Genomic DNA, 18129 nt, shown 5'->3' on the forward strand with positions numbered 1-18129 from the left:
AATAAATGAGCTCAAAATCCGGTGAATAAGGGGAAAGTAAGAAAATATATTAAAAAAATGAAAAACAAGAAATAAAAACTAATTTACAAACAAAAAAAGGAAAAAAATAGTTCGTTAAACCCAGTGTCTGAACTGTTTGAATTTTGTAAAATTTTATCAAACCCTTGGTAATACAACACTTCTTAAAAACAGCATCTCTTTTAACATTTCCCGATACAACCTATATAAACACATTTTGATAATTTTAAACTTTTACTTCGGAAAAATTTTTTGTTATTATGTTTTAGTCATTAAAATATTCACGAACGAAATATTTAGTCCGAGCGGACAAGGGAGAGGATAAAATGAACACATTACAATACTTAGTCGCAGAACGTGCAGAGATTTCTCCTCAACATGAAGCACTAGTTGAACATAATGAACGTTATACATTTAATGAATTTTATGAAAAAGTAAATCAATTGTCTCATTACTTCTTAGAGAAAGGCATTCAAAAAGGAGATCGTATTGGTATTTTAGCTCATACAAGCATTGCTTACCCAGTCGTTACAATGGGGATTTTACAAGTGGGAGCAGTCGTTGTTCCATTAAGTAAGAGCATGACACCTTATGAACTGGATAGCATTATTAAGAGCGGACAGTTAAAAGCGATTATCCACCACAACGAATTTACGTCTGTATTAGAAAAAGCGGAACAAACGGATGAACTTAGCTTTACGTTAAAAATTGAGGATGCAAAAGAATTTACAACTCAATTCTCAGCGTATGACACAAACACACCAGAAGCACTTCCTGAAGTACTTCCTGAAGATCTAGCATTGATGATGTTCACATCAGGTACAACAGGTAAGTCAAAAGGATGTATGATTGCACACGGATCAGTAAGTGCCTTTTTAAATTCTGGCGGCCAGGAAGAACGTGCAAATATTGATAAAAGCATGCGCTACTTGTTTGTTCATCCATTCTTCCACATGAGTTCGATGAGCATTTTATTTATGTGCATCAACACAGGAAATACAATGGTATGTTCTGAAGAAACAGATCCAGCTAAAGTAATTGAGGTAATTGAAAAAGAGAACATTAAAATGCTGTTTGCACTACCACCGGCATTAAAATACATTGTAGAAGAGCTTGAAAAAGGAGATCACTATGATTTCCCTCTAAAACTTGCTGTGTCAGGCGGAACAAAAGTATCAGAGTCTTTAATTGAACAATATGATCGTAACGGAATGATTTTAGCTCAAGGGTACGGAAGCACAGAAGCTTGGATTATCAGTTCATGGCATCCTCAAATGGGATGGAAGAAAGTAAGCTCTGCTGGAAAACCTGCTCCACATGTGGAAGTTAAAATTGTAGACCCCCAAACACGTCAAGAAGTTCCAACTGGAGAAAAAGGTGAAGTACTTGTACGAAGCCCTTATCTATTTAAAGGCTACTGGCAAAACGAAGAAGCAACAAACGCTGTCTTACAAGATGGCTGGTTAGCGATGGGCGATGCAGGTCGATTAGATGAGGACGGATTTCTTTACATTGAAGGACGCTATAAAGATGTAATTGTATATGGAGGAGACAACATCTACCCAGATCAAGTAGAAGAAGTTGTCCTAGCAGCAGATGGGGTGTTAGAAGCGACAGTTGTCGGCATGCCTGATGATGTGTACGGCGAAGTTCCATATGCATTTGTTGTTAAACAAGAAGCATCTGCTTTAACTGAAGAAGATGTAGTGAACTTCTGTAAAGAACGATTAGCACCATATAAAGTACCAACTGTTGTATTTGTTTCATCACTTCCTAAAAACAGCGTAGGAAAAGTGTTGAAAAACGAAGTGAAAAAACAAGCCTTAGCACACGCATAATAAAAAAAGCGGCCTTTATAGCCGCTTTTTTTATATTTATTGCTGTAATTTTTGAGATATTTTTTTCATAATGTGAAAGTATTGATCTCTTTCTTCTTCTGATAAGTGTGAAAGTAAATCTGACCAAAAATCGACACGAGTAGCTTGCAATATTTCGACAACTTTTTCGCCTTTTTCCGTCAACTCTACCCACACGCTTCGGCGGTTTTGCTTTTTATAAATACGATTCACAAGCTCATCATCTTCTAATTGATTTAATACAATGGTGATAGCACCAGGTGAGAGCCCAAGTACTTTTGTGATATCGCTAACAATACAGCTTTTTTTATCGTGAATGGTCTTTAAGATTGCCTCTTTTGTTGAAGTTAAATGGTAGGGAAGCAAATCATATTTCTCACCGATTACGGTGTTTTTATATTTTAAAAGAGCTTCTTTTACATGATCTATACTTTCTAGCTGATGACTAATCTCTTCTTTGCTATAACGTTCAGTCAAGCGTAAATCCTCCTCATAAAACAAATTCCATTTTTACCATTATACCATGTATAATGCCCATAGAAAAATGAACAACACTGCGGAAATTGTCAGAAAAATTTTAAAATAATTACCATAATTCGTTAAAAAATCCTTGTTTTCGTGCTATTATATATAAGAATAGTAATAACAGGAAACGCATACAACATTTGTTTTCTATTGAGTTCATAAGAAAAAATGGGGTCTATGAACATCATTCGGCTTTACCTCATGTGTTGAACAAAGAAAAAAATATAAAAAATGGTGATTGTTCACTTTGGCAGATCGTCTTTTACAAGATGTTTGTATAAAATGAATGTATACATATTTTTATAGAAAAAACATATTGAGGTAAAGCCGAGATATGGGGGGATTCAATTACATGAAGAAAGTCTTAGGGGCGCTTTTGCTTGGCGCGACAATTGTTAGTGCGTTTATTGCGTACAGCATGTATACCAATCATTCTGCAAAGCAAACAGCCGCGATAGAACAAAAACAAGCAGCGAAAAAAGCAGAAAAAAAGACTGAGAAAAAGAAAAAACCAGTCCTTAAAGTCGAAGACCTGACGTATCAGCTGAAAGATTCCCGCACAGGAAAAGTAATGAAAGAATTCAAGCCGGTTCATTACAAGGATAAAGACGTATACGACCAAGAAATTAAGCATTTAGCGTCTGAGCTGGCAAAAGGGATCGACACGCCTATGCAAAACATAAAAATGGATGCAAATGGATCGTTAACCGGCGGTTCCAAACAAATCATTTTAAAAGAAGCAGAGCTTGTTAAAAATCTACAGAACTTAAATGCGAAACAATTGGATGTGAAGGTTCCGATTTACGAAACCGCTCCAAATGTAACGGCAGCATCTGCTCAAGGGATCGCTGATGTATCGTTAGCTTCCTATTCTACACGTTTTCGTCCAAGTGATACAAGTCGAAACAGAAATGTTCAGCTATCCGCAGAAGCGATTAACAACGTTGTATTAGGTCCTGGAGATTCATTTTCTTATAATCAAACAGTTGGGGAGCGCACAGCAGAAAGAGGCTATCAGCCTGCTCCTGAAATCATCAACAAACAGCTGGTGATGGGAATTGGCGGAGGGATCTGCCAAACATCTTCTACGCTATTTAATGCTATTGACGGCGCTGGTCTTCAAGTGACAGCTAGATCTCACCATTCAAAACATGTAGGTTATGTACCAGCAGGAAGAGATGCAACTGTATCGTGGGGAGGACCTGATTTTAAGTTTACAAACAACAAAGATTACCCTGTCATCATTAAAGCGTACGCAAACGTAAATACCGGTGTTTTAACGGTGGATGTTCGTACTTCACAGCGTGCTATCTAATAAAAAAAGACGTATCCTAACAGATACGTCTTTTTTTCATTTATTATGCTTTTTGTTGCTCGCGTTCACGAAGTTCCACACGTCGAATTTTACCTGAATTAGTTTTTGGCAATTCATCAATAAATTCAATTACGCGAGGATACTTGTAAGGTGCAGTTAGAGCCTTTACATGATTTTGCAGCTCTTTAATAAAACCTGTATCTGTTGTTTTTACATGATCGACAAGAACAACATACGCTTTTACAACATGGCCGCGATCAGCATCTGGGCTAGCTATAACGGCACATTCTTTCACCGCTGGATGCTTAATTAATGCATCTTCAACTTCAAATGGCCCAATTGTATAGCCGGAACTGATAATGATATCATCTCCGCGTCCTTGGAACCAGTAATAGTTATCTTCATCTTTAGAAGCGCGGTCACCTGTTAAATAGTAGTTTCCTTTATACGTTTTCTCAGTGCGCTCCATGTCTTTATAGTAGTGCTTGAAAAGAGAAGGGAGGTCTCTACGAACGGCAATGTCCCCAACTTCTCCAGGCTTACAAGGTTCGCCGTCTTCATTAATGATTTCTACAAACCCTTCAAGCATCGGTTTACCCATTGAACCAATCTTTGTTTTTACACCTTTTAATGTACCGATTAAAAGAGTATTCTCTGTTTGACCGTATCCATCACGTACTTGGATATTAAAATATTTTTTAAACACATTAATCACTTCTTCATTTAACGGTTCTCCGGCAGATACAGCGCTATGAAGGTGAGACAGGTCAAAACGTTCAAGCTCATCAATTTTAGCCATAAAGCGGTACTCTGTTGGCGTGCAGCACAGTACGTTTACTTTTTCATCCTGTAAAATTTCTAAAAACTTTTTAGGTTCAAAACGTCCGTTATAGATAATGCCTGTTGCACCTTGTCCAAGTACAGATAAAAACGGAGTCCAAATCCATTTTTGCCAACCAGGACCTGCTGTTGCCCAGACCGTATCGCCTTTTTTAATATCTAACCATTCAGCAGCTGCGATACGAAGGTGAGCATAAGCCCATCCATGAGTATGAACAACGCCTTTTGGCTGTCCTGTTGTACCAGATGTATAAGGAAGGAATGCCGTATCATCCTTAGTTGTTTTAGCTGCTTGGAACTGTTCTGATGCAGCCGCTGTAAGTGACTCTAAGCGCGTCCATGACGTAACATCAGCACCAAACGTAATTTTATGTTGTAGAGAAGTAGGGAAGTTTTCAATCTTATCGATCTCATTGCAGAAAGGATGGTAAGAAATAATCGCTTTTGCTTCAGCGTGATGTAAACGATATTGGATATCTTTTGCGCGTAATAGTTCTGAAGAAGGAATTACAATAATACCTGCTTTTAAGCATGCTAAGTAAATAGCGTACGATTCAATAAGGCGAGGTGCAATAACCAAGACATGATCGCCTTTTGTTAAACCTAGCTCTGTTAACCCGTTTGCCACTTTATTGGCTTTTGCTAACAGCTGGTTATATGTAATTTCCTCACGCGCACCGTCAGCGTCCTGCCACTTTAACGCAAGCTGATCGGATGCATGTTTTTCAATTTCCTCTGTTAAGTTGTAATGTTCACTTGGAACTAAATCTTTTAGTTGAATCATAAAAACGACTCCTTATATTATAGATATCAATGATTTTTTATCATTACTATTATTATATTACTAACTATTAGTACTTGCTACTAATTTGTTTTGAGTTTTAGTAAAAAGCAAAAAAAGACCCGCTTATCTTATTAAGTATTAAGACAGCGGGTATAACGTATGTTATTTAAATAAGCTCCATTTTGTATGAATAGGTACTAGCTCTTCTTCAGACTCGTCCTCTTCGTATAAACCACGTTCTTTTAAATACTCCACAAAATATAAGTCTGCTTCCTTACGTTCATCATAAGGCTTGATCGATAAAACAAACCCTACTTTATGCTGATCTTCATTTTCAACGCCGGAGAGATACGCTTTTACATTATGCTGCAAGAACAGCTCTTTGGCAGGAATAATTAAATCTTTAACGAATTTCGACAGCAATTCCAGCTCAAAGTCGAAGGTGAACTTAGCAATTTTTTCTAGATCTGCAAATACCACGCCGATAAAACTCGTATTATGTATTTCGTAGTCTTTCGTTTTTTCATCCCACTCAATATGTCCGATTTCCTTTAAGTAATTAATAAAATACCCAATGCCTTCATTGCGGCCAAAAGGCTGTTTAGAAAGGACTAAACCAATCTTCTTGTACTTAGGAAGGTACACGCATGAGATAGCGGCTTCAACTTTATGCTGTTGAAATAAGTGCGTTGCCCCTTGAAGCAAGGCATCTAAGACATGATGGGTAATTTTCATTTGCTTACGAGGAAAGTGATATTCATTGCGTGCTAATTCATTTGTATCAGCAAACGTTGCTCCAATAAAGCCTGTATTGGATAGGGTAGGAGGGAGCTTCTTTCTTTTTCTTTTTCGTACCGTCATTCAAAAACACTCCTTGTGATCATCAATACGATAAAAATAAAACGAACATACGTTCTTATCTAATGATACAAAAAATGTGTCGAAAAGTAAAGAGAAGTTAACGGAGAATTTGAAATTTTATAATAAAAGTAACTAAGGTTTGTAAAACGTAGCGGTTAGTAGAAATTAAAGAGGAGAGGGGGAGCAAAAAATAAAAGGCTGCAGATGAAAAGCATCCACAGCCTTTTATATATTCATTAACGAGCTTCTGTTAAAGCTACCATATCTTCATCATCTAAATCGATATCTACGTGACAATCCATTGTATGAATTGTTTTATCTTCATGATTTCCATAATAAATTGTAATGTTCATGAGTATCGCTCCTTTAAAACTGGATAATGACATCCAATTTATACCGTCATCTATTTGTTTAATATTATACCCGATGAAAAAGGAAACTACAACTAAAATCACTAAAAAGCTGATAAGAAAGGGGTTTTTAGTGATTTTAACAAGAAATCAGACAGAATAAAAATACTAATTAGTGTATTTTATTACAGGAAATACGAGGTTTTCACTTTTATAAATGAATAAAAATCCATTCAATGCAAACATATGTACTAAATGAAAAATATACGTTCTGTAGCAAATAAATCCTTAAAAGATTAAACTAAACGTAAACAGATTTTATCAATTTGCAAAGAGTTTATTGAGAATACGATGAGAAAAAATAAATGAGTATAAAATCTAAATCCTACAAGTAAACTCATTTATTTTTCAAAATCTATAAATATAAATTGAACTGATCAAACTTAAAAACAATCTGGTGAAATCAATATGCATTCTATAAAATCATATCCGCATTTGTTCTAATTAAACAAATATTGCTGATAATTAGTTTAGTGAGTTAAATCATATAAATACAAACCCTATCTCATTTTTAAATTCTGTCTCACTATCATAAGTATACTTTGTTTTTGAGACAGAATTCGCGTTTTACCTATTGGTTCCTAGAATATATATTATGTAAACTAGAAAAAGAAATAAAATCGTTAAGGTCTCCCTTGCTCTTAGAACCTTGGAATGTCTATCACCTTTTGCTTTTTCTTTAAAGTGTGTAGATTTGTTTTCAAGTCAGCTGGTTTTACTCTCATGATTTTAATTTGGAGCTGTAAACAGAACTCTTAAAAATCGACTGAATGATGCTTTTAAAGTCAAATGTGAAATAGTACAAGCTATAGATTATATCTTAGAAATGGTTAAAATGACCGCTCACTTAATCACAATCGCCTGAATACGCCAGTACGTATCATTTTATATGTAATCAAGTAACTCCTTATGGTTTATCCTAGAACTTTACAATTTTGTATCCCGAGTTTCAAGTAGCTATATTTGATGTAGAAGCACAAAGAAAGGGAAAAAGAACAACTTCTTCCCCTCCGTTCGCTTGTCATACAAACTTTTCAAGTTACTAGTTGCAAGCTTTCACTCACTAAGGTATGTTTCCCAATCGTAGTCATGAATTCTATCAAATTTCCCAAACTCATTTCTTTCGTAAGCACATAGCGGTGATTTATTTATAAAAGCTAAAATTGAGTCATCAACATTTAAAGCAACTCCTAGAGCTACAATTTGAAAATTATTTGGATTACTAGTAAATTCATCGTCTTCGTATCCGCTAAAGATAACCCATCCTGAATCATTTGGTTCATTTGGTTTATCCTTTAACAGAAAATTAAACTCGTTTCTTTCTAAAACATCATTGCTAACTGTTACGAGGGTATTAAAGTAATAGTCCATCTTTGCAGCGTCATCGTCTTCATATTCAGTATCACAAATATGTTCAGTGCCAAAATGCAGGATTTGACCAAGTTTTAAGCCCTTTAAATGATAAGGTTCATTATCAAGCTTTCCAACAAAGTTCTCTTTGTTTCTATCCGTAATTTCCACCCACATTCTTTCTCCTTTGTAACCAGCTGTATCTGAATCACTAAAGAAAACTAACTTCACCAGGTCTCCCGCTTTTAATTTATCCGTCACCGCTTTGCTTGGCTTGTAAAATGTATAAGGAGATTCTTTGTTTCTTTCATAAACATTATCTAATTGCCAATATGTATTGCTATCCTCATGTTTTTTATTAGTAGAATGTTTTTTGAACCAACTTTTCATAAAATACATTACCTCTTTGATTTATATAATTTAAATTTCTTTAATTGGATACTGAGTTAAAATAGATTCTAATCCTTGAATAAACGCATCTGTGTAAGTCGAATTTTATGTTTTAATACTCTTTCGGGTTGATGATGGTGTAAACTTTTATGCTCTTTTCCTCAATCCCTATAAAATGAGCTTTTTGCCTTGTATCTAGTCCTCTAAGGGTTCCGCTTAACTTACCTATTTTTTTAGCACCACTGTCTTCTGCTTTCCAACTGTATAAAGTTCCTTCCTTGTTGTATGGGCTGTAAAAATAGCTATATTCTCCTCTAATACTTATTGCTTGTGATCCATGTAACGTTTCAGGAGTTTGATGTGCAATAAAAGAATTCTTCTCGGGATTTACTTCAATTAACTCAAAATCTGTATATGGATATAACCAAAGTGTCGTATTTTTACCTCTGCAAATTGCATAACAATCTGCAATGGATGGAGCATCTGGTAAATGAGTGTGATATTGAAAAGTTGGGGAACCTGTATTATCAAATAATACTAACCCTTCTGTTGATATCCCTTCACCAAAAACGCCTTCGTCGAAATAGCTGCACCATATTCCTTCTTTACTAACCGCTACGTCTTGCACAGCATCTCCACAATAGAATGACCGTATGACTTCTCCATCGATATTCATAATAAACAAATTGTGCTTTTCTCCCTTAGTTCTAGGATTCATTATCAAAAAATGATTATAATCAATCCATCTGACAAAAGGATAGTTTATTTTTAAACGTGGATAAAGAGTAGTACCGTTTACAGACAATTCGAATCTATTATGGCGTTTTTGAACTAAGACCAGTCCATATTCATCTTTGTAATCTGCATCAATGATATTTAAACAATTATCATCAGGTTCGATGGTAAAAATAGTCGTCTCTACAATTCTCAAAGCTAGTCACCCCTTATATTATAAGAAAGCGGAAAACAAACTTTAAAATTAGAAATGAATAAAACTTCCCGCTTGCTTTGACCTTATTTATTTTCACTTAGGTTTAGTGGGTATGTAAATCTACTTTTACTCAGCCCACTTTTCTTCACTATCTATCCACTTGTTCTTATGTAAATCAAAAGATTTTATATCATCATGGAAGTCTAAATAGACAGGCAATTCAAAGCTTTTGCCACCCGCTTTATTCCAGCAGGAAACAAACCACCTTACAATAGTTTCTTCTTCAGCAGCAGAGATGGATTCTTCATTTTGCTCATAAAACTCCCAAAAAGCGCCCGAGTTTTCAGCAGGAAGATCATAGTATTGAGTCTCGTCAAATAAAGGATGACTACCTGAAAAAATCTTTCTGTCATTTCCTTCATAAAAACCTTCATTCGCTTCATCATCCATAGAAAACATCATAATAGACAAATCAAACGGTTGCATAAAAATCTCAAAGTCCAGCAAATCAATTCCTTCATAATAATGAAAAGTCTGTATCTCTTTTATGTTTGCAATCAATACATGTTCATTTTTTTGAAGATTTTCTTTTAAGGAACTAATATAATCGTCAATTGTAAACATCGTATTCCCCTTGGTCGTTGTTTTTTTATGTTTCCAGCTATTAAAACGCTCATTAAGTTTCGGTTTTAACGTTTCATAATTTCCCCATGTGTCTTTCACTTCGTAAAGAGATTTCACATGAGGAAATACTTCTTCATAATCATCCAAATAAACACCGTCTTTAAAGTCAAAATAGGATTTTGTAAAGGCATTACCCTTCTCATTTAACATATCACTTACAAATACACCATCCCAGTTCATGTATATTTCAGTTCCTGTCATTTTCTTTTGTTTAAATTTGATGATTTCATTAGCAGCCGCTTCTTTAAATTCTTTGCTATATAAATGGTTCTCAATAATCCACCCTAGATACATTCCCGTATGTACAAAACCTTGTTTATCATCTAACCCTTCTGGAAAGTCTCCCTCATAATGCCATTTTGCTTTATCATAAACCACTGTCATATTTTTCTTCTCTTTTTTTTCTTCTTTTATTACTTCAGGTCTAGCTGACTCACTTCGAATCATAGAATTCGATTTTTCTTCGCATCCTTGTAAAAATAAAAAAGTAAACATAAATAACGAAATGTATTTTAATTTGTGCAAAAGTGGTCCTCCAAGTCTAATAAAATATTTTCAGGGGATTCCTATAAAATAAAAATTATACCTTAAAAAAAGAAGCCATTCCTTTTTAGGAACGCTTCTTTTAATAAACTTTTTTCTTTCTATTAGTAACCATCTACCGTAACATCAGTAATGGACCCATCACTAGGACTTACTTGATACCAACCTTGTTTAGCTGTATGTTCCTCTCCTGTTTCTTCATTATCCACAACATTTTCATAAACATGGATAATATAGTTTCCTGAATCGTCAACGTGATCATATGTTACAAGGAGAGGTGAATCTTCAGATATGCCTTGCTGATCACGAACTAGCTGGATAGCTTGCTCTTGGGAAACTGTTTGTTCGGCTGGTTCCTCTTCCTCAATTGCTTCTGTATCTTCTTCTTGCTCTGGTTCTGATTCCGATTCCGTTTGGACCTCATCTTCCGAATCAGCCTGAGCTTCTTCCTCATCCGCTTTTGCCTGAGCTTCCTCTTCCTCCTGCTGTTTCTTCTCTTCTTCTGCTAAACGTTCTTCTTGCGCTTTGCGATCTGCTTCTGCCTGAGCTTCAGCTTCTGCATCAGCTTTGGCCTGCGCCTCTTCTTCTTTTTGTCGGTCTTCTTCTAGCTGCGCATAGTAATCATCTAATTCCTTTTCCATTTGCTGCTGTTCAAAGTCTGATAATTGCTTTTGTTGTTCTTGTATTTGGTTTTGAAGCAAAGCAATTTGTTCTTCTGAAGCATTATCAACAAAATTGATGTTTTCTACATAATCACCACTGGCGTCAAAATTAACTTCCATCATACAAAAAACATTTTGCTCTTGATTAATGCCATAGTAAATATACTGATTGTCACCTACTTGGATATACTGATAACCATTCATTATGTTTAATAAGTAATCGCGATCAGCTTCTTTAGAATTAACTGCTTTTTTAATTGTGGATGCTTTTGTTTGTAATGTATTCGGCGATGATTCTTTTACAGCCGTTTTATTGCCATTTTCTTTCGTATGAACCGCTGTTGATTTCTCTGTAGGCTCTTCTTTTTGCGATACAGTTTCACTGGACTCCTCGCTACAGGCTGCTAGCAATATAGCTAACAGTGGAATACCAAAAGCAACTTTCAACATTTTCATAGACTATTATCCCCTTTTTTTATCTTTTTTTTAGGTTTTATATAATTCTAAAGAACTATAAAACCTTAGGGGTTATTATACCAAAATTAAGAAAATATAAGAATATTTTCTTGTGTTGTTTATGGAATTTTTTGAAAAAATTATCTTTTTATGCATAAAAAAACACAAAGCCATGCAATTTTTCATAACACGGCTTTGTGTTTTCGTAACAAATGTTAATGATGAAATCCATTGTCGTATTTCGTGTCTTTAAGAACAGGTCTATCCAATGAGTTAAGAAATTCAACGGCTTGTTTGAAATTAACCATAAATAAATGAGCCAGGTCCCTTGAAAATCCATTTCTAACGACAATGCGCATGATTGTTATTTCTTCCATGTCTGCAGGTAGTGGATAAGCAGGAACTTGCCATCCATACGTACGCAGTTGTCTAGACAAATCATAAAGCGTCCAGTTTGGTGTATATCCTTCTTTCAGTTTCCAAGCAAGAACCGGGATATCTGAACCATCAGCAAGAATTTCGAACGCTTCCATTTCTCCAATTTCTTTGCTGAGAAACAGCGCGTTTTCTTGGGAGGTTTTTTGCACGGCATAATAGCCGTCTTTACCTAAACGCAAGAAATTGTAGTACTGTAAAAGAACTTGTGCTCCTGGTCTAGAGAAGTTGAGCGCAAAAGTTGGCATGTTGCCTCCTAAATAAGAAACGCGAAAAATAAGATCTTCAGGCAAGTCTTCTTTTTCTCTCCAAATCACCCACCCTAAACCAGGGTAAACTAAACCATACTTGTGTCCTGATACGTTAATGGACTTTACTCGCGGCAAGCGGAAATCCCAGATAAGGTCTGGTTGAAGAAATGGAGCGATAAAACCTCCAGAAGCAGCGTCTACATGGATAGGTATATCCAACCCTGTTTTTTCTTGTAACTCATCTAAAGCTTTTGCGATAGCAGCAATTGGTTCGTAAACTCCTGTATACGTCACTCCAAGAATCGGTACGACGCCAATTGTATTTTCGTCAACCGCATTAATGACGCCTTCTGCATCTAAATAAGGATGATCTGGATTAATGTTCACATAACGAGGTTCTACGTCCCAATAGTTTGCGAACTTCTCCCACACTACTTGAACGGATGAACTAAATACAATGTTCGGGCGGTCCGTTGATAGCCCTTTACTTTTACGCAGTTTCTGCCAGCGTCTTTTTAAAGCCAGTCCGCCAAGCATACATGCTTCAGATGAGCCTGTAGTAGAAACGCCCATCGTTGTATCAGGATTAGGTGAATTCCACAAATCCGCTAAAATACGTACGCATCTCTCTTCGATAGCCGCTGTCTGCGGATACTCGTCTTTATCGATCATATTTTTATCAAAAGATTCTCCGTACAAACGCTTTGCATCAGGCTCCATCCACGTAGTAACAAACGTAGCTAAATTTAAACGGGCATTTCCGTCTAAAGCAATTTCGTCATGAATGATTTGATAAGCTGTTTCTGGAAGCATACCTTGATCACTGATACGCAGCCTTGGAATCGTCACTTCTCCTTGTCGAGAAAAAAGCGGATTAACAGGAAATTCATCAGGTAAATTTTTTTGTTCACGATGCGGGTGCCATTGAGGCATAAAGTATCATCTCCTTATGTATATCTAACAAATTACTTTACGTTCCACCTGGTGTTGTAACAAGCAGGTCTCCTTTACACATTATGAGCTTTGAAACCTATTTTCATTCTTCTCATTATCCGTAGCACGTAAGGATGAACTTTATTTAATAATACCCATGAAAACGGTCTCACCAAACCCGAAAGGCGTAAAATATGGTAATATATTGTAAAATGAGGTTTTTAAATGGAGAAACAAGGGATTATCTTGCAAGATAAGTTTTTCGAGTTAGGTGAATCTCCTATCTATAATGAATCACAAGACGTTATTGGAAATGTCGCATATAAGTTATCTATTGCTAATAAATTTGAGATTTTAAAGGACGAAGAAATTATATTTACAGGTAAATCTAAAATGTTTGCCCTTATGCCGAAGCTGATTATTTCTGATTCCCACGGAAATGAAGTTGGCATGATTCAGCGAAAATTTACTTTTTTTAAAAAGAAGTATCTTTATATCAGAAACGATGGCGATACATATGAAATTACTGGGAATATAACAGATCGCAAATTCGACGTTTTGCGTTCCGGCGTTCCTATTATTCAAGTCCGCACACTCTCTTCCTTTCTGTCATTACGTCCCCACACGTTTGCTTTAGAATTTCTCGAACCTGATCTTGATAAGTGGGAAGGAATTGCGGTTGTACAAGGCGTAAGGATGATGGTGAAAGACGAAAACAGCAGTACAGCTACTGCTCCCGCTCAATAGTGGTTATAGAAGGTTATATGATATAAAAAAACGAACAAACTTTATATTGAAGTTTGTTCGTTTTTTTAATTAAGGGCCAAATACTAATGTACCGATAACATGGTAGCCAATTGGTACAAGAAACAAGATGATATTTAAAATAATCGCCCATAGACAGAGCTTGTCTTTTTTTATAAAAAACCCAATAATTGCAGGAACAATCATGAGCGGAACTAAAAAGATAGGTGCGATAATAGGCAGTCCTTGAAGCTTTTCAGCCGCAATAAGTCCTATAAAAAAGTTAAGGATCAATAAAGTATTAATAATGACGTATAAAAGTGAAATTCCTCCAAGAATCCCACCTATTATACCGCTTTTAGTTGTATTAACAGTAGCATCCACGTTTCTGTCACCTCTTTTTTAGAAATATAAGTAAACTATACTATAATGTGGTTTTTATTGTAAAGGTATGGAGAAAACAGCTGTTGAAAGATTGCAAAGATTGCTACGAAAAAAGCACTGTAGCAATCGCTACAGTGCTTTTTATAAACAGTGCATTTTTTCCTCTGCTTCCTTCCAAGAAACCGTATAGCCCTGTCCTTTGGCGCAAAAGACGGATGATGAGCTGTATTCGGGATCCGCCTCTTTATTGTAGCGGATTTGTTCAATCACTTCTGCTTCATTATGACAGCGTTCATACCCTCCGAATAACAGAGACATCGCTCCTTTTCCATGCGTAAAAGATGCTAGCGTCGAACCGTAGGTCATAAAAGTAGCAACAGGAACTTTGCCTGTAATAATCGCTTTGTTTCCGGTTGTTTCAGGGGAATCAAAGCGACCGTTTGCACTTTGAACATCCGCTAATACCCTCCCCATTTGATCAATATCTACTTTAATTTTGAAATCATAATACGGTTCTAGCACAATATTTTCTGCTTTTTCTAACCCTTGTCGCAGTGCACGGTACGTTGCTTCTCTAAAATCTCCTCCGCTTGTATGCTTGTTGTGAGCTCGTCCAGTACATAATGTCACTTTTATATCAGTAATAGGTGAACCCGTTAACAAACCATGATGCGGCTTTTCAAATATATGCTGACGGACTAGATTTTGATACCCCACGGATAAATCGTCGGCGTGACAAGCATTTTCAAAAGTAATTCCGCTGTTTCGTTCCGCTGCTTCTATTTTCAAATGAACTTCTGCATAGTGTTTCAACGGTTCAAAATGCCCGTAGCCCATCACTGTATTTTGAATGGATTCTTTGTACAAAATTTCTGGTTCTTCAAACTGTACGTTTATATTAAAACGTTCTTTTATCAGTTTTTCGAGAACTTCTAGCTGAATTGCTCCCATCACATGAATATGAAGCTCTTGAGTCCTTTCTTCCCACGTCACATGTAAAGAAGGGTCTTCAGCATCTAATAATTGAAAAAGTTTAATTCCTTCTTTTGGATGAACAGAAGGCTCAAAAACAACTTTTGATTTTAACGTAGGCAAAAGTTCGTAGGAGCGGCTTTCTTTTAATGTTCCAAGACCGTCTCCAATCGATGCTGAAGACAACCCTGTAACCGCAAAAAGTTCGCCAGCTGAACCTTCATTTACGTTTTTAAATGTACTCCCGTTATAAGCACGAATTTGAGTGATTTTTTCTTCGTATAGCTCTCCGTTTTTTTCATAAGCCACTTCATCACGCACCTGCATTGTCCCGCTTAGAGCTTTGATAAACGTGATGCGCATGCCGTTTTCATCGTGCCGAATTTTATATACACGACCTGAAAATGCTTCTTCCTTCGAGTAGCGAGTTTCTGTTAGCAAATCGAGCTTCTCTAAAAAACTTTCAATGCCGATATCTTGTAAAGCTGAACCACAAGCACACGGGAAAAGCTGATTGGTTTGAATAAGCTTTTGCATAGCTGCTTTCCAATAAGCTTGATCATTCTTGCCTTCCATAAATGCATCTAAAAGCTCTTCATCTTTTTCAGCTATAAATTCAATAAGTTCCTCACTTAACGAGCCATCTATAAGCTCTGACGTTATGTCAAAAACATCGGGGGTTAAGTTATGTTTAATATCGTTTATAACACGTTCAGGATTTGCTCCTACACGATCGATTTTATTGATGAAAAAGAATACGGGCACACGATGTTTTTGAAGCAGCTGCCAAACGGTTTCTGTATGGCCTTCGACTCCTTCTACTGCACTTAAGATAACAATTGCATAGTCCATCACTTGAATAGAACGTTCCATTTCAGGTGAAAAATCGACGTGGCCAGGCGTATCAATTAAATAGTAAGTAGAACCGTTATATGAAAAAGTTCCTTGATCGGCAAATACCGTAATTCCTCGTTCTTTTTCAATCGTATGGGTATCAAGAAAGGAATCTTTGTGGTCGACTCTTCCTCGTTGTTTAATACTTTTGGTATGATAAAGAAGCTGTTCGGAAAACGTTGTCTTTCCTGCATCGACATGCGCTACGATACCGATCGTTTTGCTAGATTGTTTCATTATATTAAATACCACCTTACTGCTGTATGTATAGCTGTTACTTTCTATTTTATAATAATCTTAAGAAAAAGTGGACGACAAAGGCCTAGAACTGCTCACATCAAAAAAGAATGCGTGATTAAACATCGCATTCCCTTTTTGTACGGCGTTTAATATCTTTTTTGCCTTTCACTATAAAAATAGCTGCTATAAAGCACCCAATTCCAGATAAATGCATGATGTTATTACCTGTCGCGCCTAGACTGTTACTGGTCAACCCAACTAAAATGCTGCCAAATATAATCAATAAAACAGCAAACATGAACTTCAATTTTTTCACTCTCCTTTAATACGCTATTAAATATGATTTGCATACGGATCATATACACCAGTGATTAATAATAGACCTGCTGATAAAATCAATGTTCCTGCGATTAACAAACTGTTGCTACATACCTTTTTTCTCTTTTTGCGTAAAAACATTCCTGATATAAGAAATAGTAGTGCGACAGATAGCAGAATCAATCCTATACCAATATTCACTCTTTCTTTCTCTCCCTTGCCAATGTATTCTCTACCATCTAGTTAACCATAATATTATTATGGTAATAAAAAACGAACTTGACCCTTTACCGAACCTTAATTGTTTTATATGTTATCATACATAAATTGTTAAAAGTACATTTTTTCACCTTTCATTATCAAAAAAGCAGCCTCTTTACTAAGAGACTGCTTTTTTTTTATGACAACTGATAAAACCGCTTAAGAAGCTTTTTTTAATTGTTCTTTTTGTTTCCGTTGATAAGAAGAAAAATAAATAAGGCCTACAAATACAGCTCCTCCTATCATATTTCCAATAAAGGTAGGGATAATATTTGCAATAAAATCAATCCATGTAAAGTGACCTGCAAAAATAGCGGCGGGAATAATAAACATATTGGCTACAACGTGCTGAAAGCCAATCGCAACAAATGCCATAATCGGAAACCAAATACCAAGAATTTTCCCCGTAACATCGTCAGCGCCGTATGAAAGCCAAATAGCTAAACATACAAGCCAGTTGCAGCCCACAGCAGAAATAAGCGTTTTAAAAAACGAATCATCAATTTTAGCTTGAGCAATTGCTATCGTTTTATCTAAAAAAGGCCCTGTTTCTGTTAAACCTACAATATGTCCAAAGAAATATGCAATAAACACAGCACCTAAAAAGTTAGCAAGCGTGACCCAAAACCAGTTATGAAACAAGTGACGAAGTGAAATTTTTCTTGCATACAGGGCAATGGAAACAGACATCATATTCCCCGTAATAAGCTCCGCTCCCCCAAGTACGACCAGCATAAGACCTACAGGAAAGACGGCCCCTCCTAAAAGATTCGATAAACTTCCCCATTCAGCCGGTAAATTACCAATGACGCGTACATCTAGTAAAAAACCAAGCGCAATAAACGCGCCTCCTAAAAACCCAAGCATGAGAATGGAAGAAAGGGATAGCTTCGTTTTTGAAACCCCCGCTTCTAAAGCGATGTTTAACATTTTATCCGGCTTGTGAAATGCCATAAAACTCCTCCTTAACTAAAAAAGGCAGCACTCAAAAACACCTTTTACACAAGGTTTTTGAATGCTGCCTAATAATCCTGCACTTTCTTTACAGTATATCAGTCATCATTATCTATAA

15 protein-coding genes and 1 pseudogene are annotated in these 18129 nt (G+C 36.1%); 3 read left to right on the forward strand and 13 right to left on the reverse strand.

All coding sequences use genetic code 11. From position 1 onward, the window contains the following. Positions 1-344 precede the first annotated feature (344 nt). Entirely contained in the window at positions 345-1856 is a 1512-nt protein-coding gene (locus ACFX4R_RS13135; RefSeq protein ID WP_043982572.1) for a class I adenylate-forming enzyme family protein, read from the forward strand. Between the two features lie 36 nt (positions 1857-1892). Here ACFX4R_RS13135 and ACFX4R_RS13140 read toward each other — a convergent pair whose 3' ends face one another. Next, a complete protein-coding gene (locus tag ACFX4R_RS13140; protein WP_013057155.1) occupies positions 1893-2351 on the reverse strand; it encodes a MarR family winged helix-turn-helix transcriptional regulator in 459 nt (152 codons plus the stop codon). A 400-nt stretch (positions 2352-2751) separates the two neighbouring features. Between ACFX4R_RS13140 and ACFX4R_RS13145 the strand changes: the two genes are divergently transcribed. After that, on the forward strand, positions 2752-3714 hold the full coding sequence (locus ACFX4R_RS13145; RefSeq protein ID WP_043982574.1) for a VanW family protein: 963 nt from the start codon (positions 2752-2754) through the stop codon (positions 3712-3714). Between the two features lie 43 nt (positions 3715-3757). On the opposite strand, the gene mbcS is transcribed toward ACFX4R_RS13145, so the two are convergent. From mbcS to gad, 7 genes and pseudogenes are all read right to left on the reverse strand, one after another. After that, positions 3758-5338, reverse strand: coding sequence for an acyl-CoA synthetase MbcS (gene mbcS / locus ACFX4R_RS13150; RefSeq protein WP_165575104.1), 1581 nt, complete (start codon positions 5336-5338; stop codon positions 3758-3760). 162 nt (positions 5339-5500) lie between these two features. After that, positions 5501-6199 (reverse strand): hypothetical protein, encoded by a 699-nt coding sequence (locus tag ACFX4R_RS13155; protein ID WP_043982576.1) that lies wholly within the window; start codon positions 6197-6199, stop codon positions 5501-5503. 1466 nt (positions 6200-7665) lie between these two features. Beyond that, positions 7666-8349: an immunity protein Imm33 domain-containing protein gene (locus ACFX4R_RS13160; protein WP_043982577.1), complete on the reverse strand. Its 684-nt coding sequence runs from the start codon at positions 8347-8349 to the stop codon at positions 7666-7668. A 112-nt stretch (positions 8350-8461) separates the two neighbouring features. After that, the gene (locus tag ACFX4R_RS13165) at positions 8462-9280 is read right to left on the reverse strand and encodes a TetR family transcriptional regulator (RefSeq protein ID WP_377569744.1); all 819 of its coding nucleotides are present in this window, start codon (positions 9278-9280) and stop codon (positions 8462-8464) included. A 645-nt stretch (positions 9281-9925) separates the two neighbouring features. Then, a pseudogene (locus ACFX4R_RS13170) lies at positions 9926-10348 on the reverse strand (DUF7832 domain-containing protein); the annotation flags it as partial. A gap of 263 nt (positions 10349-10611) precedes the next feature. Further along, the gene (locus ACFX4R_RS13175; RefSeq protein ID WP_377569746.1) at positions 10612-11625 is read right to left on the reverse strand and encodes a hypothetical protein; all 1014 of its coding nucleotides are present in this window, start codon (positions 11623-11625) and stop codon (positions 10612-10614) included. Positions 11626-11840: 215 nt separating this feature from the next. Next, positions 11841-13244, reverse strand: a complete 1404-nt coding sequence (gene gad / locus ACFX4R_RS13180) for a glutamate decarboxylase (RefSeq protein ID WP_043982579.1) — start codon at positions 13242-13244, stop codon at positions 11841-11843. A 225-nt stretch (positions 13245-13469) separates the two neighbouring features. On the opposite strand from gad, the gene ACFX4R_RS13185 reads away from it, so the two are divergent. Beyond that, the gene (locus ACFX4R_RS13185; RefSeq protein ID WP_043982581.1) at positions 13470-13991 is read left to right on the forward strand and encodes an LURP-one-related family protein; all 522 of its coding nucleotides are present in this window, start codon (positions 13470-13472) and stop codon (positions 13989-13991) included. Between the two features lie 69 nt (positions 13992-14060). On the opposite strand, the gene ACFX4R_RS13190 is transcribed toward ACFX4R_RS13185, so the two are convergent. The 5 genes from ACFX4R_RS13190 to ACFX4R_RS13210 form a co-directional block, all read right to left on the reverse strand. Then, entirely contained in the window at positions 14061-14372 is a 312-nt protein-coding gene (locus tag ACFX4R_RS13190; RefSeq protein WP_043982582.1) for a hypothetical protein, read from the reverse strand. A 141-nt stretch (positions 14373-14513) separates the two neighbouring features. Continuing rightward, positions 14514-16475 (reverse strand): GTP-binding protein, encoded by a 1962-nt coding sequence (locus ACFX4R_RS13195; protein ID WP_377569748.1) that lies wholly within the window; start codon positions 16473-16475, stop codon positions 14514-14516. Positions 16476-16593: 118 nt separating this feature from the next. Next, the gene (locus tag ACFX4R_RS13200) at positions 16594-16776 is read right to left on the reverse strand and encodes a hypothetical protein (RefSeq protein ID WP_241771402.1); all 183 of its coding nucleotides are present in this window, start codon (positions 16774-16776) and stop codon (positions 16594-16596) included. 35 nt (positions 16777-16811) lie between these two features. Next, positions 16812-16997 (reverse strand): hypothetical protein, encoded by a 186-nt coding sequence (locus ACFX4R_RS13205; RefSeq protein ID WP_162214303.1) that lies wholly within the window; start codon positions 16995-16997, stop codon positions 16812-16814. Positions 16998-17216: 219 nt separating this feature from the next. After that, positions 17217-18011, reverse strand: a complete 795-nt coding sequence (locus tag ACFX4R_RS13210; protein WP_165575102.1) for a formate/nitrite transporter family protein — start codon at positions 18009-18011, stop codon at positions 17217-17219. Positions 18012-18129 lie beyond the last annotated feature (118 nt).

The organism is Priestia sp. YIM B13490 (assembly GCF_042787735.1).
Lineage (GTDB): Bacteria > Bacillota > Bacilli > Bacillales > Bacillaceae_H > Priestia > Priestia megaterium.

Bases quoted from the DNA above. Each gene is read 5' to 3' on its own strand.
- ACFX4R_RS13135 (WP_043982572.1), top strand. From the start codon at position 345: ATGAACACATTACAATACTTAGTCGCAGAACGTGCAGAGATTTCTCCT.
- ACFX4R_RS13145 (WP_043982574.1), top strand. From the start codon at position 2,752: ATGAAGAAAGTCTTAGGGGCGCTTTTGCTTGGCGCGACAATTGTTAGT.
- mbcS (WP_165575104.1), bottom strand. From the start codon at position 5,338: ATGATTCAACTAAAAGATTTAGTTCCAAGTGAACATTACAACTTAACA.
- ACFX4R_RS13155 (WP_043982576.1), bottom strand. From the start codon at position 6,199: ATGACGGTACGAAAAAGAAAAAGAAAGAAGCTCCCTCCTACCCTATCC.
- ACFX4R_RS13160 (WP_043982577.1), bottom strand. From the start codon at position 8,349: ATGAAAAGTTGGTTCAAAAAACATTCTACTAATAAAAAACATGAGGAT.
- ACFX4R_RS13175 (WP_377569746.1), bottom strand. From the start codon at position 11,625: ATGAAAATGTTGAAAGTTGCTTTTGGTATTCCACTGTTAGCTATATTG.
- gad (WP_043982579.1), bottom strand. From the start codon at position 13,244: ATGCCTCAATGGCACCCGCATCGTGAACAAAAAAATTTACCTGATGAA.
- ACFX4R_RS13185 (WP_043982581.1), top strand. From the start codon at position 13,470: ATGGAGAAACAAGGGATTATCTTGCAAGATAAGTTTTTCGAGTTAGGT.
- ACFX4R_RS13195 (WP_377569748.1), bottom strand. From the start codon at position 16,475: ATGAAACAATCTAGCAAAACGATCGGTATCGTAGCGCATGTCGATGCA.
- ACFX4R_RS13200 (WP_241771402.1), bottom strand. From the start codon at position 16,776: ATGTTTGCTGTTTTATTGATTATATTTGGCAGCATTTTAGTTGGGTTG.
- ACFX4R_RS13210 (WP_165575102.1), bottom strand. From the start codon at position 18,011: ATGGCATTTCACAAGCCGGATAAAATGTTAAACATCGCTTTAGAAGCG.